The organism is Plantibacter cousiniae (nom. nud.), from assembly GCF_977070315.1.
In genome coordinates, this window is the sequence record NZ_CDRVEU010000005.1 from 315,815 (window position 1) to 341,992 (window position 26,178).

The following is a 26,178-nucleotide window of genomic DNA, read 5'->3' on the forward strand; positions in this document are numbered from 1 at the left end:
ACCCAACAAGGAAAACGCCCATGCACAAAGTTCTGGTTCCTTTCGACGGCTCCGAGCACGCCATGCGTGCCTTGGGCTATGTCATCGAGTTGTCTGGCGAGCTCACCAAGTCGCTCGAGGTACATATCCTGAATGTGCAGGCCAGCCCCATCGATTACAGCCTTTATCTGGCTCCCGACATGATTGATGGCGTCAAGGCCGGCTTGACCAATGAAGGCAAGCGGGTGCTGGCTGATGCGGTTGCATTGTTGACTGCTGCTGGTATGTCGTTTCAGGCCCACGTCGATCTGGGCAACGTGGCAGAGCAGGTCGAGGCTGAGGTTCAGCGGCTCGGCTGCGACGCCGTGGTCATGGGCACCCGCGGGCTCGGTAACTTTGGCGGCCTGCTGCTGGGCTCCGTGGCCACGCGGGTGATCCACGAAGCATCGGTGCCGGTGACGCTGATCAAATAATCACTGCTGCGCCAGCGTTCGCGGCTGGCGCAGCAGTTCGATATTTTCCGCAGGCACCAGCTCGCGCAGCGATTTGTACAGCGCTCGGGTCTCCAGCAGGTTCCAGATGCGCAGCATGGTTTCCAAGGCATCCAGCGGCTTGCTGATGAAGTCCCGCGCGCCCAGCGCCAGTGCGCGCAGGCGGGTATCGCGTGTCGCGTCGGCGGTCAGCACCATGATCGGCAGGTAGTCATTGGCCGGTATGCGCCGGTTGAGCTGCTCCAGCACCGCAAAGCCATCGAATTCGGGCATGTGCAGATCTAGCACAACCAGGTCGGGCTCGAAGCTGTTGAACAGGTCCAGCGTGCGCAACGGCTCGGTGCTGCTCAGGACGTTGGTCAGCCCCTCGCGGGCAAGCAGTTGCTCCATCAGATCGAGGTTGGGCCGTTGGTCATCAATGATCAGAATGCGAAAGTCGCCGGTCATGTGGGCTCCGGTAAATACTGGTCCAGGAGGGCCAGAAACACCGGCACCTGGATGGGTTTGATCACAATGGCCGTGGCTCCGGCCTGTTTCAGTTCGCGATGGGCTTTATCACTGGTGTCGGCAGTGATCATCAGCACCGGTGTGTGAGCAGTAGCCGGCAGGCGTCGTAGACGTTGCAGCACCTCAAGCCCCTTGATGTCCGGCAGGCTGAGGTCGAGAAGAATCAGCTGTGGCGCATGCTGGCGCGCCAGATCAAGCCCCAGCTGGCCCTGCATGCTCGACAGCAACTGGATACCCGGTCTGCGTTGCAGCAGCGTTTCAATCAAGGCCATGCTCGACAGATTGTCTTCGATGCACAGCAGCTTGCCATGATAGGCCGGGCGGGCGGGCGAGCGGACATCCGGCGTTATCTCGAGAGCAGTGTCAGCTTGACGTGGCGGTTTGGCGGCGGGCGGCTGCACCCGCACAAGCGGCAGCGCGAGTATGAACCGGCAGCCCTCGTCCGGTGTGTTCTGTACGGACAGCGTGCCGTGCATCATCTCCAGCATGCTTTTGCTCAGCGCCAGTCCCAGCCCGGTGCCTTCGACGCTCGGGTTGGCGTCCAGCCGCTCGAACGGCTTGAACAGCTGTCCGATACGCTCCGGCGCAATCCCGTAGCCGGTGTCCACTACGCTGACCGTCACCTGCTCGGTAGTCTGCTCGATTTCAATCCGCACCTGGCCAGCGGGCCGATTGTATTTGATCGCGTTGGACAGCAGGTTCAACAACACCTGAATCAAGCGCTGTCGGTCAGCGACCACGCCGATCTCGTCAGGCAGGTTCGGCAAGGGCTTCAACTCGATATTGGCGTCGGCAGCCATCGGCGAGACCAGCACCAGCGCTTCTTCAAGCACGCTCGACAGGGATACGGGCTCGAGGACCAGAGAAACATGCCCGGCTTCGATTCTGGCGATATCGAGTACTTCATTGATCAGCTTCAGCAAATGCTGGCCCGCTCGCAGAATATGACCGATTTGCGGGCGCTGGCTGGCGGGCGAGTCCATGTCCAGCAACTGGGCAAAGCCCAGAATCGAGTTCAGCGGTGTGCGCAGTTCATGACTCATGCGCGACAGGAATTCACTTTTGGCCCGGCTGGCGCGTTCGGCTTCCTCACGCGCAGTACCCAGAGCAATTTCGGCAACGCGACGATCACTGATGTCACGGGTGATCTTGGAAAAACCGCGCAGTTCGTCATTGCTGTCGTATTGCGCGGTGATCACCACGCTGGCCCAGAAACGGCTGCCGTCCTTGCGCTGGCGCCAGCCTTCCTCGGTATACCGGCCGTTGACGGTGGCCTCATGCAATGCCATGTCGGGGTGTTGCGGACATTCCTGCTGCAGATAGAACACAGAAAAGTGCTGGCCGATGATTTCTTGTTCCGTGTAGCCCTTGATACGCTCGGCTCCTGCGTTCCAGGTGGTGATGTAGCCGTTGCGGTCCAGCGCGAAGATGCCGTAGTCCTTGACCCCTTCGATGATCAGCCTCAAACGCTCCTCGTTGTCGCGCAGTGCGCGTTCACGTTCGGCCAGCAGCTGGCCGGCCTCGACCAGACGGGTGCCGAGCTGGCCGATCTCGTCCTTTTCAGGCGGTTGGGGCAGCAGCGGATGCCCGAGCGCCAGACGCTGGGCGTTGCGCTGCACCTGATGCACCCTGGCGACGATGCCTTTGGACAGCATCAACACGGCAAGAATGGCACCGAAGATGCCGCAGGCTGCGGCCAGCAGAGTCGATAGCAGCAGGCGCTCGCGAGTGGCTGCCGCAGCCTCGGTACGTTCGGCGAGCAGCGCGTCTTCACGCTCGCGCATGATGCCGATGCGTTCGCGCAACTGGTCGAGCACGTACTTGTTTTCGATCAGGATGCGGGCGACGGTTTCTTGATCTTGCCTATCCATCGAGCGCAGTTTTTCCAGGCCTTCGACCTTGGTGTTGATCAGCGGCTCGATGGCTTTCAGGTGTTCGCGCATCTGCTCGTCACGCACATTGGTGTTGAGCCGGGTCAGCGCCGCCTCGATCAGCGGTTGCGCGTTGAGGTAGCCGGGCAGGAAGTCTTCCCGGTGAGTCAGCAGGTAGCCACGTACGCTGGCCGCACCTTCTGCGATCTGCGTATGAAGGGTCTGAATGTCGCCTTGCACAAGCAGCACGCGCCTTACGTCCTCCTCTGCCTGAGCGGTCTGGCGCTCGGCGATATAGATCAGCACCAGCGAGAACATGAGAATCGCCAGTGGCAGCGAAATGGCCACCAGCGCCTTGCCGCGTAGCGGAAGGTCTTCCCAGCGACTGCTGGCGTTTGCGGTCATTGCCAGTCGCTCGTTGATTGGCTCACCAGCCCCAGCGCCACACCGCGTACCGCCGCCTGAGTGCGGTCCGAGGCGCCGAGTTTGCCGATGACCTTTTCCACGTGGGCCTTGGCCGTGCCGGTGGTGATGCCAAGTTTTTCGCCGATTTCCCGATTGCTGAAGCCGCCCGCCACCAGCCCGAGCACCTGGCGTTCACGCGGGGTGAGGGTTTCCGGCAGGGCTGCGCCACTGGTATTGCGTTCGGTCATGCGCCGCAGCAGGCGCGCGCTGACGGCGCTGTTCAGTGCTTCTTCACCACGCGCCACGCGTTGCAGGCCGTCGATCACTTCGTCGCGGCTGGCATCCTTGAGCAGATAGCCCACTGCACCTGCGCTGATGGCGGCTTCCAGGTGATCGGTGCTGTCGTCCATGGTGAAAATCACCACTTTCAGATCCGGCATGCGCTGCTGGAGAATCCGCGCAGCGCCCAGCCCGTTGAGCACCGGCATACGGATGTCGAGGATGGCGATGTCCGGTTGCAGCTCTTGGCACAGATCGATGGCTTGCTGGCCGTCGGCCGCCTGACCGACCACTTCGAACTCCGGATGCCCCGCCAGCAGTGAGACGAACCCGGTACGCGTCACTTCATGATCGTCCGCCAAAACCAGTCGTACAGTGTCAGTCATGTCATTGCCTTGTCTGCGGTAAAAGGAACGATGGCGCGCAGTCGGGTGCCGTGCCCGGGCCGACTGACGCAGGTCAGACGGCCGCCGAGCAGGCTGGCGCGCTCTTGCATGGCCACCAGGCCCAGTTTCTGCACGCCTTTGTCATTGAACGGTTTTTGGGTGACGAAACCACTGCCGTTGTCTTCGAGCAGCAGTGAAATGTGCTCTTCACTCAGTTCCAGAGCCAATTCTACGTTGCTCGCAGCGGCGTGTTTGAGCACATTGTTGATGCCTTCCTGGGCAATACGGAACAGGGCGATTTCCAGGTGGCTGGGCAGGCGGGTCAGGGAGCGCGACTGCCAGTGCACCGCGATTCCGGCTTCGCGCAACCGGTCAGCTTCCTTGTCGACCGCCTGCAGCAGGCCAAAATCGTCCAGCACGCTTGGCCGCAAGCCACTGATCAGTTGGCGACCTTCGCCCACGCAGTGCTGCGCCAGCTTGAGAATGGCCTGCAGATCGGCGTCCAGCGGCTCAGGCAGATCAGGACAGCGACCGGCAAAACCCTGCAGCCGCTGGTGCAGCCCGGCCAGGGTCTGGGCCAGCCCATCATGCAGGTCGTAGGCCACGCGTTTGCGTTCGTCTTCCTGAGCGGTGAACAACTGGCGGACCAGCTCGGACATGGTCTGTTCTCTGACCACCAGCGCATCAAGCAGCCGATTGTTCTCCAGGTGTGCCGCCAGCAACGTCGCCAGCAATTGCAACGACTCGATGTCCTCATTGTCCGGCGTATTGATGCCCACGCTGTTGGCCAGCAGCAGGGTGCCAAAAGAGCCTTCGTCGGCGCCGCGCAACGGTAACAGCAGCATGCACGGCAGGTTGGCATCGGGCCGCTCCAGCCACTGCGGGCCGATGGCCAGCGGGTCGGCAGCGGTCTCAAGTGTCGCCAGGCGTTCTGCACTGCCATGACGGGCGGTGGTCTGCACACCGGTGTCGGCGCTCCATTCCAGCAGCAGGCCATGGTCCATCGCCACGAATGCGCACGCGCGTTGCAGCACGCGCTGACGCATGGCCTGAGGTGGCAGATGGGTCAGCTCCTGGCCGGTATCCACCAACAGGCGAAGCCGCGCGGCACGGCTTTGCGACTGGCGATACTGGTTACGAATGGCCAGTGCGCTTGCCGGATCATGGGGGGGACTTTGCATGGGATGCTCCAGCGAGGGTTGATGCCCGCGCGGGCATAACAGAAGTAAGGCTATTAGAACTGTATCAGGAGGTGAAGCCTATCTGCCGATCGGCATACACAGTTAACCCCGGTTGGCCGATGGCGAGCCGTGGCGGGGAGGGCAAAGTGGCACTCACTGAATCCCTGAACAGATCCCCGTAGGAGAGTAGCGATGAAAATGAAATTGACCGCCCTGGCCCTGTTGCTGGCTGTGAGTGCGCCGATGGTCCACGCCGCCGCCGAGCCTTCCGGCTACACCTACCGCATGGTGGCCGAGACCCCAAGCAACGTGAACGACAAGGAGATCGCCAGTCTGTTCGACCGCTGGAACAAGGCCCTGAAGACCGGCAGCTCGCAGACTGTGGTGTCGCTCTATGCACCGGACGCAGTTCTGCAGCCGACCGTTTCGAACAAGGTCCGGGCGACGCCTGCGGAGATCAAGGACTACTTCGATCACTTCCTGGCGCTCAAGCCGGCCGGTGAGATCAACTACCGGGAAATCCGCCGCCTGGGTCCGGATGCAGCGGTGGACAGTGGTGTCTACACGTTCACCCTGACCGCCGCTGACGGCAAAAAGAGCACAGTCCAGGCGCGCTATACCTTTCTGTACCACCGCGTCGGCAACGAGTGGAAGATTCTCAACCACCACTCCTCGGCGATGCCGGAAGTACAGCCCGAGTATCAGGTCAGCCGCTGATCTGTTATCCGCCAGGCGGAAAACAAAAAATCCGGAGCCAGTGCTCCGGATTTTTTTTGCCTGTCTGAACCGCTCGCTGTCAGGCTTCGGCCTGTGCGCCATTGACCTTGCGGCAATGAATCAGCGCATCGCGAATCATGAAGTTGACCAGCGTCGGCGACACACCCAGTTCCTTGGCAATGTCCTTTTGCGGCACGCCGTGCAGGCGGTACATCTCGAATGCATAGCGAGTGCGGGGCGGCAGCTCGGTCAGGGCATCGGCAATTTTCTCCAGGCTGGAGAAGTTGATGTGCGAGATTTCCGGCGAGGCACCTTGAATCACCACGTTCAGCCCCTCGGCCTCCGGGCCTGTGTATTTCTGTTCGAGCGCCTGTTTGCGGTAATGATCGATGGCCAGGTTGCGCACGATCTGAAACAGGTAACTGAGCTGGGCCTTGAAGGTCAGCGTGGCCTGAGGTGCCGAGCGCAGTCTGAAAAAGGCATCCTGCACGACGTCTTCGGCGCGCGAGCGACAACCCACGATGCGGGCCGCAATCTTGACCAGCAGCAAGTAGTTATCGACGAAGGCCTGGAGTAAGGGTGAGTCGCACTTACTTGTGATTACGTGTTCCGTCATGGAATTCACCTTGCTGCTTCAACAATGGAGGGGAGGGCCGCATGGAGGGGCAGCACCGTCACATGGGGCGACAAATTAGCCTTAATGATAATTATTGTCAAATGCGAAATCCAATCAGTGCACTTTGAAAGGGCGCTTTCATCGTGCCTGTTCTCGCTGCGTGCATCCGCCTAATTATTTGCAGACGCCATCCGTTCTCATTGGTGACAGGCCCGACCACGGTTGCGGCCAGGGAATACCTCAGGAGAACCCCATGCGTTCCGATCACGCGCATCGCCGCCTTTACATCCGCGCCCACAGACAGGCGGTTTCGATATGAGCACGCCGGTGAGCCTGACGCTGTTCTGTCTGCCTTATTCCGGGGCCAGCGCGATGTTCTACAGCCCTTGGCGGCGCAAATTGCCGGAGTGGCTGAACGTGCGCCCGCTGGAGCTTCCCGGTCGTGGCATGCGCATGGACGAGCCCTTGCAGATCGACATCGTGCAACTGGCCAATCATCTGGCCGACGAAATCAGCGCCGAGCTGGACAAGCCCTATGCGTTGTTTGGCCACAGTCTGGGCGGGCTGCTGGCCTTTGAGCTGGCGCACGCCTTGCGCGAGCGCGGTCTGCCCGCACCGCTGGCGCTGTTCGCATCAGCGACTGCCGGTCCGGTGCGCCGCGATGTCAGCGAATACGTCGCCGCCAAGACCGATGCGCAACTGATCGACCGGCTGCGCACGCTCAAGGGCACCAGCGAAAACGTCATCGCCAATCAGGAACTCATGCAGTTGATGCTGCCGATCCTGCGCGCCGATTTTCTGCTTTGCGGCAGCTTTGTGTACGGCAGGCGCGAGCCGCTCAGCGTGCCGATCCATGTATTTGGCGGCAAACAGGACAGCATCAGCGTCGAGGAACTGCTCGACTGGCAGGAAGAGACCCGCACCGGATTCTCTCTGGACATGTTCGAGGGCCATCACTTTTATCTGGTCGACGAGCAAACACAGCTGCTCCGTCTGCTGCGGCGCTATTGCGAACAGCACCTGGCCCGCTGGCGCAACAGCACCTCACGGCAAATGAACCGGGCCGCCGGTTGACCCTGTTTGCCTCGCGCGCGGCCTCTTTGCAGGGCGCGCGTCTTTTTTGAAATTCAGATTTTATCTGGCACGCCGAATCTAGCAGGAACCCCATCATGGATGCGTTTGAACTCCCCGACACTCTGGCTCAGGCTCTTCAGCGTCGCGCCTTGCACACGCCGGATCGGCTGGCGCTGCGTTTTCTCACCGATGAGAAAGACCAGGGCCTGGTGTTGACCTACCGTGATCTGGACCTGCGCGCGCGGACCATCGCTGCTGCGTTGCAACGTCAGGCCGTGCCGGGGGATCGGGCGATTCTGCTGTTCCATAGCGGGCCGGACTATGTCGCGGCGTTCTTCGGCTGCCTGTATGCCGGGGTCATTGCCGTGCCGGCTTATCCGCCGGAATCCAACCGTCGCCATCACCAGGAGCGCCTGCTGTCGATCATCGCCGATGCCGAGCCGCGTCTGCTGCTGACCGGTTCCGATTTGCAGCCGGCCTTGCTGCAGATGGACGAGTTGACCGCCGCCGATGCGCCGCCACTGCTCTGTGTCGACACGTTGCCTGTTGCCCCGGCACGAGACTGGCAGGGCCCGCAGTTGCAGGCCGACGACATCGCATTCCTGCAATACACCTCGGGCTCGACCGCGCTGCCCAAGGGCGTGCAGGTCACGCATGGCAATCTGGTCGCCAACGAGTTACTGATCCGCCACGGCTTCGGCATCGACCTCAACCCGGACGACGTGATTGTCAGCTGGCTGCCGCTGTACCACGACATGGGCCTGATCGGCGGCTTGTTGCAGCCGATTTTCAGTGGTGTCCCGTGCATCCTGATGGCCCCCGCGTACTTTCTTGCCCGGCCATTGCGCTGGCTGGAAGCCATAAGTGAATACGGCGGCACCATCAGCGGTGGGCCTGACTTTGCCTACCAGCTGTGCAGCGCACGGGTCAGCGAGTCAGCGCTGGAGCGTCTGGACCTGAGTCGCTGGCGCGTGGCGTATTCGGGCTCCGAGCCGATTCGCGAAGACAGCCTGAGGGCATTTGCCGAGAAATTCGCCAGTTGCGGCTTCACGCCTGACAGCTTCATGGCGTCCTACGGCCTGGCCGAAGCGACGCTGTATGTGGCCGGTGGCAAGCGCGGCAAGGGTATTCCATCGTTGCGCCTGAATGCGCAGGCGCTGGCACGCAACGTCGTAGAACCGGGCGACGGTCAGCCGGTCATGAGCTGCGGCACAGGCCAGCCAGGGCATGGCGTACTGATTGCCGACCCGGCCAGCCTGCAGGTGCTCGACGAAAATCAGGTTGGCGAAGTCTGGGCCAGCGGGCCGAGCATCGCCCACGGCTATTGGCGCAACCCTGAGGCCACCGCCAAGGCATTCGTGCAGCATGCCGGGCAGACCTGGCTGCGCACCGGCGACCTGGGTTTTCAGCGTCACGGCGAGCTGTACATCACCGGTCGCTTGAAGGACATGCTGATTGTTCGTGGCCATAACCTATACCCGCAGGACATCGAAAAGCTCATCGAGAGTGAGGTGGATGTCGTGCGCAAAGGCCGTGTGGCGGCGTTTGCCGTCACTCAGGACGGTAACGAAGGCATCTGCATTGCTGCTGAAATCAGTCGCAGCGTGCAGAAAAGCCTCACGCCCGAAGCGTTGATTAAAATCATCCGGCAGACCGTGGCCGAGGCGTTTCAGGAAGCGCCGAGTGTCGTGGTGCTGCTCAATCCGGGCGCGCTGCCCAAGACCTCCAGCGGCAAATTGCAACGCTCGGCCTGCCGCACGCGTCTGGCCGACGGCAGCCTGGACAGCTACGCGGTGTTCCCCGCGAGCGATACCACTCTTTCAGGCTGTGCCCCAAGCCGCGGCTCGGACCTGCAAGCGCAGATTGCCACAGTCTGGTGCGAGCAGTTGCAGTGTGAGCAGGTCAGTGCCGACGACCATTTCTTCCTGCTGGGCGGCAACTCGATTATCGCGACTCAGGTGGTGGCCCGCCTGCGCGAAACGCTGGGGATCGACCTGAACCTGCGACTGCTCTTTGAAGCGCCGACGCTGGCGGCCTTCGCGGCGCAGGTCGAAGCGCTGCAGGTCGCCGCCTTGCAAGGCGACAGCCAGACGCAGAGCGCCATCGCCCGATTGCCCGGCAACGAGCATCTGCCACAGTCCATGGCCCAGAACCGCCTGTGGTTCCTCTGGCAGCTCGATCCGCACAGCAGCGCCTACAACATTCCCGGTGGGCTTCACTTGCGCGGTGAACTCGACAGCACTGCATTGCGCACCAGCTTCCAACGCCTGATCGAGCGTCATGAATCGCTGCGTACGCGCTTCTACGAACAGGGCGGTGTGGCCCTGCAACGTATCGACGCGCCCAGTGAATTCCACCTCGACACCCTCGATATCAGCGATCTGCCCAGCACCGATCGTCAGGCACGGGCCGTGGCAATTCGCGAACAGCAGGCGCGTATGCCGTTCGATCTGCAACATGGCCCATTGCTGCGCGTCACGTTGTTGCAACTGGACGAAGAAGAGCATCAATTGCTGGTCACGCTGCACCACATCATTGCCGATGGCTGGTCGCTGAATGTGCTGATCGACGAGTTCTCGCGCCTTTATGCCTCGGCCGTTCAGGGCCAGACCCTGGAGCTGACACCGTTACCGCTACGTTATGCCGATTACGGCCAATGGCAGCGCGAATGGCTGGCGAACGGCGAGGCCGAGCGCCAGTTGGCTTACTGGCAGCAGCAACTGGGTGATGAACAACCGGTCCTGACGCTGAACACCGACCATCCGCGTTCGGCCCGTCAGCAGCACAGCGCTTCGCGCTACAGCCTGCGCTTGACTGCCGAACTGAGCACCGCCGTGCGCAACACCGCGCAAGCCTGGCAGTCGACGTCGTTCATGTTCCTGCTGGCAGGGTTCCAGACCCTGTTGCATCGTTACAGCGGGCAAGCCGACATTCGCATCGGTGTGCCCGGCGCCAATCGGCCACGCCATGAAACCCAGGGCCTGATCGGCTTCTTCATCAACACCCTGGTGCTGCGCGCAGAGCTGGACCCGCGTCTGCCATTCTCGACCCTGCTGGCTCAGACCCGGCAGGCGGCGCTTGAAGCCCAGGCCCATCAGGACGTGCCGTTCGAGCAACTGGTCGAAGCGTTTCCGCAGGCGCGCGAGCACGGTCTGTTTCAAGTCATGTTCAACCATCAGCAACGCGACCTCGGCGCACTGCGTCGTTTGCCGGGGCTGCTGGCCGAAGAGCTGCCGTGGCACAGCCGCGAGGCCAAGTTCGATCTGCAACTGCACAGCGAGGAGGACCGCAATGGTCGCCTGACGCTGTCTTTCGATTACGCTGACGAACTGTTCGAGCACGACACCATCGTCGCCATGGCTCGGCACTATGTACGGCTGCTGGCGCAGGTCAGCCAGCAGGCACAGCTCGCGCTGGGTGATGTGCAACTGCTCAGCGCCGAGGAGCAGGAGCAACAGGCGCAATGGAGCGCCGCGCCTTGCGCAGCGGCCACGTTGTGGTTGCCTGATCTGCTGGACCGCCAGGCGCGGCAGACCCCGGAACGTATTGCGCTGGTGTGGGAGGGTGGCAGCCTCGACTTCACCGGCCTGCACACGCAGGCCAACCGCCTGGCGCATTACCTGCGCGACAAGGGCGTTGGTCCGGACATCAAGGTGGCGATCGCCGCCGAGCGTTCGCCGCAGCTGTTGATCGGGCTGCTGGCGATCCTCAAGGCGGGCGGGGCGTACGTGCCGCTGGACCCGGACTATCCGATGGATCGACTCGCCTACATGCTCCAGGACAGCGGGGTCGAACTGCTGTTGACCCAGAGCCATCTGCTGGGCGACCTGCCGAGCGCCGAAGGCGTGTGCACGGTCGCGATGGATAGGCTGCACCTGGACAATTGGCCGGTCAGCGCGCCGCGTCTGAACCTGCACGGCGACAACCTGGCGTACGTGATTTATACCTCCGGCTCGACCGGTCAGCCCAAAGGCGTCGGCAACACCCATGCGGCACTGGCCGAACGCCTGCAATGGATGCAGGACACCTACGCGCTGGATGAAAGCGACGTGCTGATGCAGAAGGCACCTATCAGCTTCGACGTCTCGGTGTGGGAGTGCTTCTGGCCACTGATCACCGGCTGCCGTCTGCTGCTGGCAGGCCCTGGTGAACACCGCGACCCGCAGCGCATCGCGCAGCTGATCAACGCGTATTCGGTCACCACGCTGCACTTCGTGCCGCCGCTGCTGCAACTGTTCATCGATGAGCCGCTGGCGCAACAGTGCAGCAGCCTGCGTCGGCTGTTCTCTGGCGGCGAAGCATTGCCCGGCGAGCTGCGCAACCGGGTGCTGGAGCAACTGCCCGGCGTACAGCTGCACAACCGCTATGGCCCGACTGAAACCGCGATCAACGTCACCCACTGGCAGTGCCGGATCAGCGACGGCCTGCGTTCGCCGATCGGCCGTCCGCTGGGCAATGTGCTGTGCCGGGTGCTGGACAGCGAACTGAATCCGCTGCCACGCGGGGTGGCCGGTGAGTTGTGCATCGGCGGCATCGGTCTGGCGCGCGGTTATCTGAAGCGTCCCGGGCTGACCGCCGAGCGCTTTGTCGCCGATCCGCTGGGGCAAGTGGGTGAGCGCCTGTACCGCACAGGGGACCTGGTACGCTGGGGCACTGATGGCGCGCTGGAATACCTTGGCCGTCTGGATCAGCAGGTCAAACTGCGCGGTTTTCGCGTCGAACCACAAGAGATCGAAGCCCGCCTGCTGGCCCAGCCAGGCGTAGGCCAGGCAGCCGTGCTGCTGCGCGAAACCGTTGCCGGGCCGCAACTGATCGGTTACTACACCGCCGAAGCAGGGCAGAGCGTCGAGGCCGAGCGGATCAAGTCGGCGCTGGCCCTGGAACTGCCGGATTACATGGTCCCGGCGCAGCTGGTGCGTCTCGACAGCATGCCCCTGAGCCCGAGCGGCAAGCTGGATCGCCGCGCCTTGCCCGAGCCGCAATGGCAGACCCGCGAGCATGTCGAGCCGCAGACCGATCTGCAAAAACAGATCGCCGCTGTCTGGCGACAGGTGCTGGGTGTGCCGCGTGTCGGCCTGCGCGATGATTTCTTCGAACTGGGCGGGCACTCGTTATTGGCCACGCAGATCATTTCCCGCGTGCGGCAGGCGTGCGACATCGACCTGCCGTTGCGGGCGCTGTTCGAAGCCAGCGAACTCGGTGCATTTGCCGAACAGGTTGAGGCCATTCAGCAGTCAGGCGCACGCAGCAGCCTGCAGCCGATTGCCCATGTCGACCGCAGCCAGCCGGTGCCGTTGTCCTATTCCCAGCAGCGCATGTGGTTTCTCTGGCAAATGGAGCCGGACAGCCCGGCCTACAACGTCGGCGGCATGGCGCGCCTGAAAGGCGTGCTGAACATCGAGTGTTTCGAGGCAGCGCTGCAAGCCTTGATTCTGCGCCACGAAACCCTGCGCACCACGTTCCCGAGCATCAACGGCGTAGCGTGCCAGAAGGTCAGCGAGCAGTCCGGCCTGCGCGTGCAATGGCAGGACTACTCGGCATTGCCCGCCGAGCTTCGTCAGCAGCGCATTCAGGCGCTGGCCGACAGTGAGGCGCACCAGCCCTTCGATCTGGAAACCGGACCGTTGCTGCGCGCGTGTCTGGTCAAGTCGAGCGACTTTGAGCATTACTTTGTCCTGACCCTGCACCACATCGTCACCGAAGGCTGGGCGATGGACATTTTCGCCCGCGAACTGGGGCAGCTTTACGAGGCCTTCCTCGAAGGACGACCTTCGCCGCTGGAACCGCTGGCGGTGCACTACCTGGATTACAGCGTCTGGCAACGGCAGTGGATGGAAGCCGGTGAACGCCAGCGCCAGCTCGATTACTGGACCGCACAGCTGGGCAACGAGCACCCATTACTGGAGTTGCCTGCGGACCGACCGCGTCCGCCGGTGCAAAGCCATCAGGGCGAACTGTATCGCTTCGACCTGAACGCCGACCTGGCCGCGAAAGTTCGTGCATTCAATGCCCGCAATGGCCTGACCCTGTTCATGACCATGACCGCCACCCTGGCGGTATTGCTCTACCGCTACAGCGGCCAGAACGACCTGCGCATCGGCGCACCGGTGGCCAACCGTATCCGTCCGGAAAGCGAAGGGCTGATCGGCGCGTTCCTCAATACCCAGGTGCTGCGCGTGCAGCTTGACGGGCAGATGAGCGTCGCCCAGTTGTTCGAACAGGTTCGCCACACGGTGATCGAAGGCCAGTCACATCAGGACCTGCCGTTCGATCATCTGGTCGAAGCCCTGCAACCGCCACGCAGCGCCGCCTACAACCCGCTGTTTCAGGTGATGTGCAACGTGCAGCGCTGGGAATTCCAGCAGAGTCGCGAACTGGGGGGCATGACCGTCGAGTACCTGGTCAACGATGCGCGGGCCACCAAGTTCGACCTCAATCTGGAAGTCACCGAGCTGGATCACCGACTGGGTTGCTGCCTGACCTACAGCACCGATCTGTTCGACGAACCGCGCATCGCGCAGATGGCCGAGCACTGGCTGAACCTGCTGCAGGCGCTGCTCGCTGATCCACAACAACGCCTGAGTGAATTGCCGCTGCTGCAGGACACAGAGCGTCAGCAACTGCTCGACAGCCTCGGCGTCGAAGCGGGTGAGCAGCGGCTCGACCAGTGCATTCACAGCCTGTTCGCCGAACAGGCACAACGGCGTGCAGACGCGCCGGCGCTGACCTTCGCCGGGCAAACCCTCAGTTACGCCGAGCTGGACGCCAAGGCCAACCAATTGGCCTGGATGCTCCGCGAGCGCGGCGTCGGCCCGCAGGTTCGCGTCGGTCTGGCGCTGCCGCGCTCGCTGGACATGGTCGTCGGCCTGCTGGCGATCCTCAAGGCTGGCGGTGCCTACGTGCCGCTCGACCCGGAATACCCGCTGGAACGCCTGCACTACATGATCGAAGACAGCGGCGTCGGGCTGCTGCTGAGCGATCGTGCCCTGTTTGCCGCATTGGGTGAGTTGCCTGAGGGTGTTGCCCGCTGGTGCCTGGAAGATGATCAGCCATTGCTGGCGTCCTGCCCAACCTGTGAGCTGCCGTTCATCAACCTGCCGCAGCACCAGGCGTACCTGATCTACACCTCCGGATCGACCGGCAAACCCAAAGGCGTGGTGGTGTCCCACGGTGAAATCGCCATGCATTGCCAGGCGGTGATCCGGCGCTTCGACATGCGCCCTGACGACTGCGAGCTGCATTTCTACTCGATTAATTTCGATGCTGCCACCGAGCGCCTGCTGGTGCCCTTGCTCAGCGGTGCACGCTTGGTGCTGCGTGCTCAGGGGCAGTGGGACGCCGAAGAAATCTGCACGCTGATTCGCCAGCAGCAGGTCAATATTCTTGGCTTCACGCCCAGCTATGGCAGCCAGTTGGCGCAGTGGCTGGCAACCCAGGGCCAGACCCTGCCGGTGCGCATGTGCATCACCGGCGGCGAAGCGCTGACCGGCGAACACCTGCAACGTATCCGTGCAGTGTTCCAGCCCGAGCTGTTGTTCAATGCTTATGGCCCGACCGAAACCGTGGTCATGCCGTTGGCCTGCCTAGCCCCGCAGCAACTGGAGGAGGGCGAAGCCAGCGTGCCGATCGGTCGCGTGGTCGGCGCAAGGGTGGCGTACATTCTCGACGCCGATCTGGCGCTGGTGCCCCAGGGCGCGAGCGGTGAGCTGTACATCGGCGGAGCGGGCCTGGCGCAGGGCTATCACCAGCGCCCCGGCATGACTGCCGAACGCTTCGTGGCCGATCCATTCGCCAGCAACGGCGGGCGTCTGTACCGCACCGGCGATCTGGTGCGCCAGCGCGCCGACGGTTTGGTGGAATACCTGGGGCGTATCGACCATCAGGTGAAGATTCGCGGCTTCCGCATCGAGCTGGGTGAAATCGAGACCCGTCTGCTGGAGCATGCAGCGATCCGCGAAGCCATCGTGCTGGCGCTGGACACGCCGTCGGGCAAGCAGCTGGCGGGCTATCTGGTCAGCGACGTGGCCGGGCAGGGCGACGAGCAGCAGACGCAATTGCGTGAAGCGCTCAAATCGCACCTCAAGGCGCAACTGCCGGACTATATGGTGCCGACCCACCTGATCCTGCTCGACAGCATGCCGCTGACCGCCAACGGCAAACTCGACCGCCGTGCCTTGCCTGCACCAGACCCGGAACTCAATCGTCAACACTACGTAGCGCCCGCCAGTGAGCTGGAACAGCAGTTGGCGGCAATCTGGTGTGCGGTGCTGAACGTGGAAAAAGTCGGCCTCAACGACAACTTCTTTGAACTGGGCGGCGATTCGATCCTGTCGATTCAGGTGGTCAGCCGGGCGCGTCAGTCGGGCATTCATTTCAGCCCGCGTGATCTGTTCCAGCACCAGACCGTACAGACCCTGGCCGCCGTGGCGACCACCCGCGAATTGATTCAGGCCGAGCAGGGCCAGCTTGACGGTGCTTGCGGCCTGACGCCGATTCAGCACTGGTTTTTCGACACGCCTATCCCCGAGCGTCAGCACTGGAACCAGTCGCTGCTGCTGGAGCCGCTCAGCGCCCTGGACCCGAACCTGCTGGAGCAGGCGTTGCGTGCGCTACTCGAACAACACGATGCCCTGCGCCTGAGTTTCACCGAGCACGAGGGTACGTGGCAGGCCGAACACCGCGCAGTGACCGCCGACACCCTGTTGATTCGGGCGCGGGTCACCGACATGGCCGAATGCGCAGCTCTGTACGCCGACACCCAGCGCAGTCTCGATCTGCAAGACGGTCCGCTGCTGCGCGCCTTGCTGGTCGATGGGCCGCAGGGCCGGCAACGGTTGCTGATGGTGATTCATCACCTGGTGGTCGATGGCGTGTCGTGGCGTGTGCTGCTCGACGGTCTGCAAAACGCTTATCGTCAACTGCGCGACGCGGCGCCTGTGCGCTTTACGGCGAAGACCAGCGCATTCCGCGACTGGGCCGCGCGTCTGCAGGCCTACGCAGGCAATGAATCGTTACGTGAAGAACTGCAGCTGTGGCAGCGCCAGCTGGGCGGTCCTGCGACGACTCTGCCGTGCCATAACACGCAGGGCGGTCAGCAGAATCTGCATGCGCAGACGGTCAGCGTGCGACTGGATGCCGAACGTACCCGGCAATTGCTGCAACAGGCGCCGAGTGCCTACCGAACCCAGGTCAACGACCTGCTGCTGACCGCGCTGGCACAGGTGGTCTGCCGTTGGAGCGGGCAGCCGTCGACGCTGATCCAGCTTGAAGGTCACGGCCGTGAAAACCTGTTCGATGACATCGACCTGACCCGCACGGTGGGCTGGTTCACCAGCGCCTATCCGCTGCGCCTGACGCCAGCGCCGGCTGCCGATTCGGCACCGGGCGACTCGATCAAGGCGATCAAGGAGCAGCTGCGTCAGGTGCCGCACAAGGGGCTGGGCTATGGCGTGCTGCGCTACCTGGCCGACAGTGCCAGCAAGGCTGCCATGCAGGCGCTGCCGGTGGCGCCGATCACCTTCAACTACCTCGGCCAGTTCGATCAGAGCTTCGCTGACGACGCGCTGTTCCGTCCGCTGGAAGAGTCGCCAGGCGCGGCCCACGACCCGCAGGCGCCGCTGCCCAACGAACTGAGCATCGACAGTCAGGTGTATGGCGGCGAGTTGTTGCTGCGCTGGACCTTCAGTGCCGAGCGCTATGAACCGGCTGCCATCGAAGCGCTGGCACAGGATTACCTGGCCTGCCTGCAGGCGCTGATTGCCCATTGCCTGAGCGATGGCAGCGGTGGCCTGACGCCTTCGGACTTCCCGCTGGCCGATCTGGATCAGGCGCAGCTCGACGCGCTGCCGGTTCTGCCAAGCCACATCGAAGACGTCTACCCGCTGACACCAATGCAAGAGGGCATGCTGCTGCACACCCTGCTGGAACCGGGCACCGGCCTGTATTACATGCAGGACCGCTACCGCATCAACAGCGCGCTCGACCCAGAGCGTTTTGCCCAGGCCTGGCAGGCGGTGATCGCCCGTCATGAAGCGCTGCGCGCCTCGTTCTGCTGGGATATCGGCGAAGCCATGCTGCAGGTCATTCACAAGCCGGGCAGCACGCCGATTGATTATCTGGACTGGCGTGACGTACCGGAGGACCAGCAGGAGCCGCGTCTGCAGGCCTTGCTCAAGTCCGAGCGCGAGGCCGGTTTCAATCTGCTTGATCAGCCGCCGTTCCACCTGCGCCTGATCCGCGTCGACGAGGCGCGCTACTGGTTCATGATGAGCAACCACCACATCCTGATCGATGCCTGGTGCCGCTCGCTGCTGATGAACGATTTCTTCGACATCTACACTGCGCTGGGCGAAGGCCGCGATGCGCAACTGGCCCCCGCACCGCGCTATCGCGACTACATCGGCTGGTTGCAACGCCGAGGACTGACGCAGGCGCGTGACTGGTGGCGAGATAACCTGCGCGGCTTCGAACGACCGACGCCGATCCCCAGCGACCGGCCGTTCCTGCGTGAACATGCCGGCGACAGCGGTGGCATGGTGGTGGGCGACTGCTACACCCGTCTCGATGAACACGACGGTGCACAGCTGCGCGAACTGGCGCAGCAGCATCAACTCACCGTCAACACCTTCGCCCAGGCGGCGTGGGCGCTGACCCTGCGGCGCATGAGCGGTGAGCGCGACGTGGTGTTCGGCGTTACCGTGGCCGGGCGGCCGGTGGAACTGCCGCAGATGCAGCGCACGGTCGGCTTGTTCATCAATACCATCGCCCTGCGTGTCGGCATGCCGGCTGACGACCAGCGTTGCAGCGTTCGCCAGTGGCTCGGCCAGTTGCTGGACAGCAACATGCAACTGCGCGAGTACGAATACCTGCCGTTGGTGACCATTCAGGAAAACAGCGAGCTGCCCAAGGGCCAGCCACTGTTCGACAGCCTGTTCGTGTTCGAGAACGCGCCGGTCGAGGTCTCGGTGCTGGACCGTGCGCAAAGCCTGAATGCCACCTCGGATTCCGGTCGTACCCACACCAACTACCCGCTGACCGCAGTCTGCTATCCGGGCGATGACTTGGGTCTGCACCTGTCCTACGACCAGCGCTATTTCGACGAATCCACCGTGCAGAGCATGCTCGGTGAGTTCAAGCGCCTGCTGCTGGCGCTGGTCGAAGGCTTTCATGGCGACATGGCCGAACTGGCGCTGGTCAGTGAGCAGGAACGCGCTTTCCTGATCGACGGTTGCAACCAGAGTGACCATGCTTACCCGCTGGATAAAAGCTATGTCGAGCTGTTCGAAGCGCAGGTCGCGGCGCATCCGGAGCGCATTGCGGTCAGTTGCCTGGAGCGCCAGCTCAGCTATGCCGAGCTGAATATCGCCAGCAACCGTCTGGGCCATGCCCTGATCGAGGCCGGTGTCGGGTTCGATCAGCCGGTTGCCTTACTGGCCGAGCGCGGTGTTGAATTGCTCGGCATGATCATCGGCAGCTTCAAGGCCGGTGCCGGTTACCTGCCGCTGGACCCGGCGCTGCCGAACGCCCGTCTGAGCGGCATCATCGGCCAGAGCGCCACACCGCTGTTGGTGTGCAGCGCTGAGTGCCTGGAACAGGGCAGGGCGCTGCTCGAAGCACTGCCCGAAGGGCGCCGACCGCAGTTGCGGGTCTGGGAAGACGTGCAGCAGAGCGATTCCGCGCAGCACGATCCTGGTCGCTACAGCGCGCCGGACAACCTCGCTTATGTAATCTTTACCTCAGGCTCCACCGGGCTGCCGAAGGGCGTGATGGCCGAGCAGCGCGGCATGCTCAATAACCAGTTGAGCAAGGTGCCTTACCTGAGCCTGAGCGACCGCGATGTGATCGCCCAGACCGCCTCGCAGAGTTTCGACATTTCGGTCTGGCAGTTCCTCGCCGCGCCGCTGTTCGGTGCTCGGGTGGACATCGTGCCGAACGACATCGCCCGCGATCCGCAGGCGCTGTTGGCGCATGTTCAGGCACAGCGCATCAGCGTGCTGGAAAGCGTGCCGTCGCTGATCAACGGCCTGCTCGCCGAACCGCAGGCAGCGCTCGACGGCCTGCGCTGGATGTTGCCGACCGGTGAAGCCATGCCGCCGGAACTGGCCAGCCAGTGGCTGCAACGTTACCCGCAGATCGGCCTGGTGAATGCCTATGGTCCGGCTGAATGCTCTGATGACGTGGCGTTCTTCCGGGTCGATGCGCAGTCCACTCGCAGCGCTTATCTGCCGATCGGTTCGCCGACCGACAACAATCGTCTGTACCTGCTCGATGATGCGCTGGACCTCGTGCCGCTGGGTGCGGTTGGTGAGCTGTGTGTGGCCGGGGCCGGTGTCGGTCGTGGTTATGTCGCTGATCCGCTGCGCACCGTTCCGGTGTTCGTACCGCATCCGTTCGGTGCGCCGGGCGAACGTCTGTACCGCACCGGTGACCTGGCGCGGCGCCGCAAGGACGGCGTGCTGGAGTACGTCGGCCGGGTCGATCATCAGATGAAGATTCGTGGTTATCGCATCGAGCTGGGCGAAATCGAAACCCGTCTGCTGGAGCATCCCGCTATCCGTGAGTCAGTGGTGCTGGACGTCGATGGCCCATTGGGCAAGGTGCTGGCGGCCTACCTGGTGCCGCGCTCCGCAACGCAGGATCATGAGGCCCTGCGTGACGAGGTGAAAAGCCACCTCAAGGCCAGCCTGCCGGACTACATGGTGCCGACGCATCTGGTGCTACTGGAGGCCATGCCGCTGACCCCGAACGGCAAGCTGGACCGCAAGGCCCTGCCGGCGCCGGACGTCAGCCTGGCGCAGCAGGATTACCTGGCACCACAGACGGAAATGGAGCAGCAGCTGGCAACGATCTGGGCTGATGTGCTCAAGGTCGAGCGCGTGGGCATTACCGACAATTTCTTCGAGTTGGGCGGGCACTCGCTGCTCGCGACCCAGGTGGTGACCCGTGCGCAGAAGCGCTTGCAGCGTAACGTGCCGTTGCGGGCTATGTTCGAATTCAACACCGTTCAGGCGTTGGCGCAGCACCTGGAAAGCCTTGAAGGAGCGCAGGTCGACGAGCAGAAATTCGACCGTCTGGCGGACTTGATGGCGGAACTGGAAGGGCTCTGATCAGCCTCTCGTCGGAGCGACGGGGCTGCGGATAAAAAACTCGTTACCGGGTGTAAATCCGCAGCTCGCTGGCGCGTTTTCAAAGGACCGAACACACACCTGAGGCGGCATGCGCCGACGCCCATGCTTCAGGTTATTCAAGACTCGAATTGAGGGTTGCACAGATGTCAGTCGCTACCAGGTTTATCGATGATCAGCCGACACGGGTTGCCCCGGCTGCGGCTGAGACGCTCTACCAGTTCGCCGAGTCGCCACTGCTGGCCCGGCAGAGTCGCCAGGAGTCCAACGCACGCAGCTACCCGCGGCGCATACCGCTGGCGCTCAAACGCGCCAAAGGTATTCACGTCGAGGACGTCGAAGGGCGGCGCTTCATCGATTGCCTGGCAGGCGCGGGAACCCTGGCGCTCGGGCATAACCATGCGGTGATTATCGAAGCGATCCAGCAAGTGATCACCGACGAGTTGCCGCTGCACACCCTGGACCTCACCACGCCGGTCAAGGACCAGTTCGTTCAGGACCTGTTCGGCCTGCTGCCACCAGCGCTGGCCGATGACGCGAAGATTCAGTTTTGCGGCCCGACCGGTACCGATGCGGTGGAAGCCGCGTTGAAGCTGGTGCGTACCGCTACCGGACGCAGCACGGTGTTGTCATTTCAGGGGGGGTATCACGGCATGAGCCAGGGCGCGTTGAGCCTGATGGGCAGCCTGGGGCCGAAAAAGCCGCTGGGTGCGTTGCTCGGTACAGGCGTGCAGTTTCTGCCATACCCCTATGATTACCGCTGCCCGTTCGGGCTCGGCGGCGAACAGGGCGTGCGCGCCAACCTGCATTACCTGGAAAACCTGCTCAACGACCCGGAAGCTGGCGTGCAATTGCCCGCGGCGGTCATCCTTGAAGTGGTGCAGGGCGAGGGCGGAGTGATCCCTGCTGATCTGGACTGGCTGCGCGGCGTGCGGCGTATCACCGAAAAGGCTGGCGTGGCGCTGATCGTCGATGAAATCCAGAGCGGTTTCGCGCGCACCGGCAAGATGTTTGCCTTCGAGCATGCCGGGATCATCCCGGACGTGGTGGTCATGTCCAAAGCCATCGGCGGCAGCTTGCCGTTGGCGGTTGTAGTCTATCGTTCCTGGCTGGACACCTGGCTGCCGGGCGCACACGCCGGGACGTTTCGCGGCAACCAGATGGCCATGGCTACCGGTTCTGCCGTAATGCGCTATCTTCAGGAGCACTCTATTTGCGAACACGCGACAGCCATGGGCGCGCGGCTGTCCGGGCATTTGCGTGCCTTGCAGCGTGACTTCCCGCAACTGGGCGATATTCGCGGGCGCGGGCTGATGCTCGGTGTCGAGCTGGTCGACCCGTCCGGTGCATGCGATGCACAGGGTCATCCTCCGGTATTTGCGCGTCTGGCCCCGCTGATCCAGCGTGAATGCCTCAAGCGCGGGCTGATTCTGGAGCTGGGTGGGCGACATGCCAGCGTGGTACGTTTTCTGCCACCGCTGATCATCACCGCCGAGCAGATCGACGAAGTGGCAGAGATCTTCGGTCGCGCGTTGAATGCCGCTGTCGCCCAGGTTTAATTTTTCGACGTAGTGATACGTTCAATCCCTATAGCTGCCATGAATTGGCACGGCAGCCCTGAACACACATGGAGAGCAGCAATGACTTCAGTATTCGATCGGGAAGACATCGTCTTTCAAGTTGTAGTCAACCACGAAGAACAGTATTCCATCTGGCCCGACTACAAGGCGATCCCCAACGGCTGGCGCACCGTGGGCAAAAGCGGCTTCAAGAAAGAATGCCTGGCCTACATCGAAGAAGTCTGGACCGACATGCGCCCCCTGAGCCTGCGCCAGAAAATGGAAGCGCAGACGGCCTGATTGAGCGTTATACACAAGTCCTGTGGGAGCGGGCTTGCTCGCGAAGAGGCCGGTACAGCCTTGACTATCGTGCGACGCTCCGCGTCGTCATGCCGTTCTGGACGCTCCGCGTCCTCTTTGCGACGCAGAGCGTCGAGACCTGCCGGAGCGTGAGCAACGATAACCTCACCCCTTGCCAGCCAGCACCCCGATAACTCCCTGAATATCCCCCTGCAACTCCGTCAGCGGATCAGCGCCATCAATCCCCAATACCAGCAACTTGCTGTCTGCCGCTTCAATTGCAGCCTTTACCGGCTCTGGCGGCTGACGATGATCAAGCACCAGCGCCACGTCGTTATCCTTGAGGGTCGCGCTCAGTTTGCTCAATGCCTCGGGCGTCCACTGTTCGTCGGTCAACACCTGAGTGTCGATCAGCTCCAGATTCAGCCCGCTGATCAGGTAGCCGAAGCGGTCTGACAAACTCACCACACTCAAATTGTCTGCACCGGCCAGTGCCGCTTCGCTGCTGGCACTCAGCTTGAGCAACTGCTGCTTGAACGCCGCCAGATTGGCCTCGATCTTCGGCTTCGCACTCGGTGCCAGGCGCACCAGGTCCGCCGCCAGCACATCGGCCATGCGCCCCATATTATTGCTCGCCAGCCACGGCTGACTGTTCAGCCCGTCAGTGCCTTGGCCCGGCTGCACGGCAATCCCCGGCAAACCGCCGTCCACCGGCCGCGCTGCATCAATCTCGACGATACGAATATTGCTGCGCCGTGCATTGGGGTAGAGCGGGTCATCGGCCCAGATCGAGCGCAAGCCGATCACCGCGTCGGCGTTGGTGGCCAGCCCGCGCAACGCATCGGCACCACGCCCGGTGAAATACGCCGTCTGACGCGAGCCCGGCAGATTGGCCGCGGCAGCGCGTTCCAGCATCACACCACTGTCCTTGAGCAGTATTTCGCCCAGGCCATAGGTGATCGGCAGGCTGGCCAGTACTCGCACCGGTTGCGGACTGTCAGTTTTGCTGTCGGCCGCCTGCAGGCTGTTGCTGAACAGGCCGGTCATGGCCAGCGCCAGGGTCAAGGTACGTAATGTAAGCATTTATCCAATATTCCCTTTCAGGCTCGGCAGCGTGCCGCGCGCGATGGCGGCGAGGGCGAAAGCCATGCCCGCCACCAGAATGATTGCCGCGCCGGACGGCACGGGCAGGTCGAAGACGATGGGCAGCAGGATGCCGCACAGGGTGCTGAACGTTGCAATGGCGACCGAAATCCAGAAAAAGCCCTTGAGCGACTGACTCAACAGGCGTGCCGCCGCCGCTGGAATCACCAGCAACGCACCGACCAGAATTGCACCAATGACTTTCACCGCAGCGACCGTGTTCAGCGTCACCAGAATCACGAACAGGTAATCCAGCGTCTTCACCGCCACACCGCGCACCGCAGCCAGTTGTGGATTAAAACTGGCCAGCATGATGCGGTTGTACAGCGGCAGGCTCAGGCCCATCACCAGCGAACCGACGATCAGCAGCACCAGCAGGTCATTGCCGTTGACGGTCAGCACCGAGCCGAACAGCACGTTTTCCAGGATGTGCACGTTGATCTTGCCAGCCAGCACCAGCAGCAGGCTCGCGCCCAGCGCCAGCGACACCGAGAGGAACACACCGATCAGCGTGTCCGGTGCCAGCCCGGTGCGGTTGCGCAGGTAGTTGAGGACGATACCGAACAGCAGGCAATAGCCGAACAGCGCGCCATAAGGCCCGGTGTACGGCTCACCGAGCAGAATGCCGATGGCCACGCCGGTCAGTGCCGCATGGCCCACCGCTTCAGAGAAGAACGCAAAGCGCTTGACCACGACCAGCGTGCCCAGACCGCCCAGCACCGGGCCGATCAACAGGCCCGCAAGCAGGGCGTTGACCACGAAGCCATAAGCCAGCGCCTCCGGCAGATAGCCGGATGAAGCGAGGCCCTGAATGAACAGGCGAAACGTTTCGTAATCCATCACACGGCGCTCCCGTTAACAGCATCAGCAGTGCGCGGATGAGCAGAAAACAACGTCAGCAGGCGTTCCGGCGTCAGTGCTGTGGCGGCAGGCTCGTCGAACAATACGCGGCGATTGAGCCCGGTCACCTGATCCGCCAGACGCCGCACCGCATCCAGATCGTGCTCGATCCACAGCACCGTTATACCGCTTCGGCGCCAGTCACCAAGCAGGCGCTCGAAGACTTGAATCCCTGCTTCATCCAGCGCCGACATCGGCTCATCCAGCACCAGCAATTGCGGCGCAGGAATCAGCCCCTGCGCCAGCAATACGCGCTGTCGTTCGCCACCGGAAAGCGCGCCCATGCGCCGTTTGCGCTTGTCCTGCATGCCGACCCGTTCCAGTGCCTCGCCAATCGCTGCCGCGTAGTGCTTCGACAAGCCCAAAAACGCCGGGCGTCGCTGACACATCGCAGCCATGAAATCGTCGACGGTCATCGGCAGGCCACGGTCGAACTCCAGCGCCTGCGGTACATAGCCAATCAGTCCTGGAGCAGCAGGCCACAGCAGGCTCAATTGGCCCTGATGCGGTGTCTGCCCAAGCAGGGTCTTGATCAGCGAGCTTTTGCCACCGCCGTTCGGGCCGACCAGTGCGTGTACGCTGCCGGCGCGCACATTGAAGTGAACCTGATCGAGAATCGTGGTGCGCCCGAGGGTCAGGCTGACCTGATTGAATTCGATGCCCGGCCCCTGGCTGGCGATGTCGAGGTGCTGTGCGGCCGTCATGCGCCCAACTCCTGAATGGCTCGTACCACCGTGTCCAGGTTGCCGGCCATCTCCTTTTCGTATTTGTCGGCGGTGTATTCGCCATAGGAAATATGCGACAGCGGGTACAGCTTGACCCCGGATTCACGCTGAATGGTCTCGACGTAGGTGGACGGGAAATCCATCTCCGAGAAGATCACCTTCACGTCCAGTTCGCGCAGTTGGTCGATGGTTTTTTTCAACTGGCTCGGGCTGGGCTCGATGCCATGCGCCGGTTCAACCACGGCGGTGACTTCCAGGCCGAATTCGCGCAGCAGGTAGTCGTAGGCGGCATGTACCGTGGCCACGCGCAGGTCGGCGTTGGGTGCCTTGGTCAGTTTGGCGAGCGCATCGGCGCGCATCTGACGCAGGCGCTTGCCGTAGGCGCGGGCGTTGGCGGTGTAGGTTTTGGCATTGTCCGGGTCCAGCTTGCCCAACTCGCGGGCGATATTGTTGACCTGCGCAATGGACGCACTGATCGACAGGAAGGTGTGCGGGTTGACCACTTTGCCGGCACCTCGCGCCGCCACCCCGGTGGCCGCCAGCAACGGCACATCGGCATTGGCCTCGATGGTTTTGATGTTCGGCGTTTCACTGGCGGCGATCATGCGGTCGGCAAAGTCGTCGTGGCCGACACCGTTGAGCACGATCACGTCCAGTGAACCGATGCGCTTGATGTCCTCGGCGCGCGGCTCATAGGCATGCGGGTTGAAGCCCGCCGGGATCAGCGGCACAACGTCGGCCTTGTCGCCGACAATATTGCTCACGTAGCTGTAGTAAGGGTGCAGGGTAATGCCGATGCGCAGGCGTTTGGCCGGTTCGGCGGCGAAGCTGGACGGCGCCAGCAGAGCGACCATCAGCCCCGTCAGCAGGACGCGCAGCAAGGGACGGCGTTTGAATGAAATAGGCATGGGCAAGCGGTCT

At 62.7% G+C, this 26,178-nt stretch carries 15 protein-coding genes; 6 read left to right on the plus strand and 9 right to left on the minus strand.

Annotated elements, in window-relative coordinates; genetic code table 11:
• The first annotated feature begins 20 nt into the window (after nt 1–20).
• Nucleotides 21–452 carry a universal stress protein gene (locus tag ACW55A_RS13025; protein WP_498811023.1) on the plus strand — a complete coding sequence of 144 codons (432 nt, stop codon included), beginning with the start codon at nt 21–23 and terminating at the stop codon, nt 450–452.
• Here the strand turns inward: ACW55A_RS13025 and ACW55A_RS13030 are convergent, their stop codons facing one another.
• Genes ACW55A_RS13030 through ACW55A_RS13045 form a run of 4 tightly spaced genes read right to left on the minus strand, consistent with a single transcriptional unit; the run spans nt 453 to nt 5,099 of the window.
• Nucleotides 453–917 carry a response regulator gene (locus ACW55A_RS13030; protein WP_003406975.1) on the minus strand — a complete coding sequence of 155 codons (465 nt, stop codon included), beginning with the start codon at nt 915–917 and terminating at the stop codon, nt 453–455.
• Nucleotides 914–3,253, minus strand: coding sequence for an ATP-binding protein (locus ACW55A_RS13035; protein WP_058396577.1), 2,340 nt, complete (start codon nt 3,251–3,253; stop codon nt 914–916). Before ACW55A_RS13035 ends, ACW55A_RS13030 begins: the two co-directional genes overlap by 4 nt.
• Entirely contained in the window at nt 3,250–3,918 is a 669-nt protein-coding gene (locus ACW55A_RS13040) for a response regulator (protein ID WP_003371654.1), read from the minus strand. The genes ACW55A_RS13035 and ACW55A_RS13040 overlap by 4 nt, the downstream gene beginning before the upstream one ends.
• On the minus strand, nt 3,915–5,099 hold the full coding sequence (locus ACW55A_RS13045; protein ID WP_455807967.1) for a sensor histidine kinase: 1,185 nt from the start codon (nt 5,097–5,099) through the stop codon (nt 3,915–3,917). Before ACW55A_RS13045 ends, ACW55A_RS13040 begins: the two co-directional genes overlap by 4 nt.
• Nucleotides 5,100–5,291: 192 nt before the next feature.
• Between ACW55A_RS13045 and ACW55A_RS13050 the strand changes: the two genes are divergently transcribed.
• Nucleotides 5,292–5,816: an SgcJ/EcaC family oxidoreductase gene (locus ACW55A_RS13050; protein ID WP_003371658.1), complete on the plus strand. Its 525-nt coding sequence runs from the start codon at nt 5,292–5,294 to the stop codon at nt 5,814–5,816.
• Between the two features lie 79 nt (nt 5,817–5,895).
• Here ACW55A_RS13050 and ACW55A_RS13055 read toward each other — a convergent pair whose 3' ends face one another.
• Nucleotides 5,896–6,432 carry an RNA polymerase factor sigma-70 gene (locus tag ACW55A_RS13055; protein WP_003319375.1) on the minus strand — a complete coding sequence of 179 codons (537 nt, stop codon included), beginning with the start codon at nt 6,430–6,432 and terminating at the stop codon, nt 5,896–5,898.
• Nucleotides 6,433–6,747: 315 nt separating this feature from the next.
• Between ACW55A_RS13055 and ACW55A_RS13060 the strand changes: the two genes are divergently transcribed.
• The 4 genes from ACW55A_RS13060 to ACW55A_RS13075 all read left to right on the plus strand — a co-directional run bounded on the left by ACW55A_RS13060 (nt 6,748) and on the right by ACW55A_RS13075 (nt 22,489).
• Nucleotides 6,748–7,506, plus strand: a complete 759-nt coding sequence (locus ACW55A_RS13060) for a thioesterase II family protein (RefSeq protein WP_003371661.1) — start codon at nt 6,748–6,750, stop codon at nt 7,504–7,506.
• Nucleotides 7,507–7,601: 95 nt separating this feature from the next.
• On the plus strand, nt 7,602–20,612 hold the full coding sequence (locus ACW55A_RS13065) for a non-ribosomal peptide synthetase (RefSeq protein WP_498811024.1): 13,011 nt from the start codon (nt 7,602–7,604) through the stop codon (nt 20,610–20,612).
• 164 nt (nt 20,613–20,776) lie between these two features.
• Nucleotides 20,777–22,189, plus strand: coding sequence for an aspartate aminotransferase family protein (locus ACW55A_RS13070; protein WP_498811025.1), 1,413 nt, complete (start codon nt 20,777–20,779; stop codon nt 22,187–22,189).
• 81 nt (nt 22,190–22,270) lie between these two features.
• Nucleotides 22,271–22,489, plus strand: coding sequence for an MbtH family protein (locus tag ACW55A_RS13075; protein WP_003304661.1), 219 nt, complete (start codon nt 22,271–22,273; stop codon nt 22,487–22,489).
• A gap of 165 nt (nt 22,490–22,654) precedes the next feature.
• Here ACW55A_RS13075 and ACW55A_RS13080 read toward each other — a convergent pair whose 3' ends face one another.
• The 4 genes from ACW55A_RS13080 to ACW55A_RS13095 are packed head-to-tail and all read right to left on the minus strand — an operon-like array spanning nt 22,655 to nt 26,165.
• Complete coding sequence (locus tag ACW55A_RS13080; RefSeq protein ID WP_455807963.1) at nt 22,655–23,572, minus strand: metal ABC transporter substrate-binding protein; 918 nt, start codon at nt 23,570–23,572, stop codon at nt 22,655–22,657.
• Nucleotides 23,573–24,472: a metal ABC transporter permease gene (locus ACW55A_RS13085; protein ID WP_498811026.1), complete on the minus strand. Its 900-nt coding sequence runs from the start codon at nt 24,470–24,472 to the stop codon at nt 23,573–23,575.
• Nucleotides 24,472–25,236: a metal ABC transporter ATP-binding protein gene (locus tag ACW55A_RS13090; protein WP_096137096.1), complete on the minus strand. Its 765-nt coding sequence runs from the start codon at nt 25,234–25,236 to the stop codon at nt 24,472–24,474. Before ACW55A_RS13090 ends, ACW55A_RS13085 begins: the two co-directional genes overlap by 1 nt.
• The gene (locus tag ACW55A_RS13095) at nt 25,233–26,165 is read right to left on the minus strand and encodes a metal ABC transporter substrate-binding protein (RefSeq protein WP_498811027.1); all 933 of its coding nucleotides are present in this window, start codon (nt 26,163–26,165) and stop codon (nt 25,233–25,235) included. Before ACW55A_RS13095 ends, ACW55A_RS13090 begins: the two co-directional genes overlap by 4 nt.
• Nucleotides 26,166–26,178: the final 13 nt, after the last annotated feature.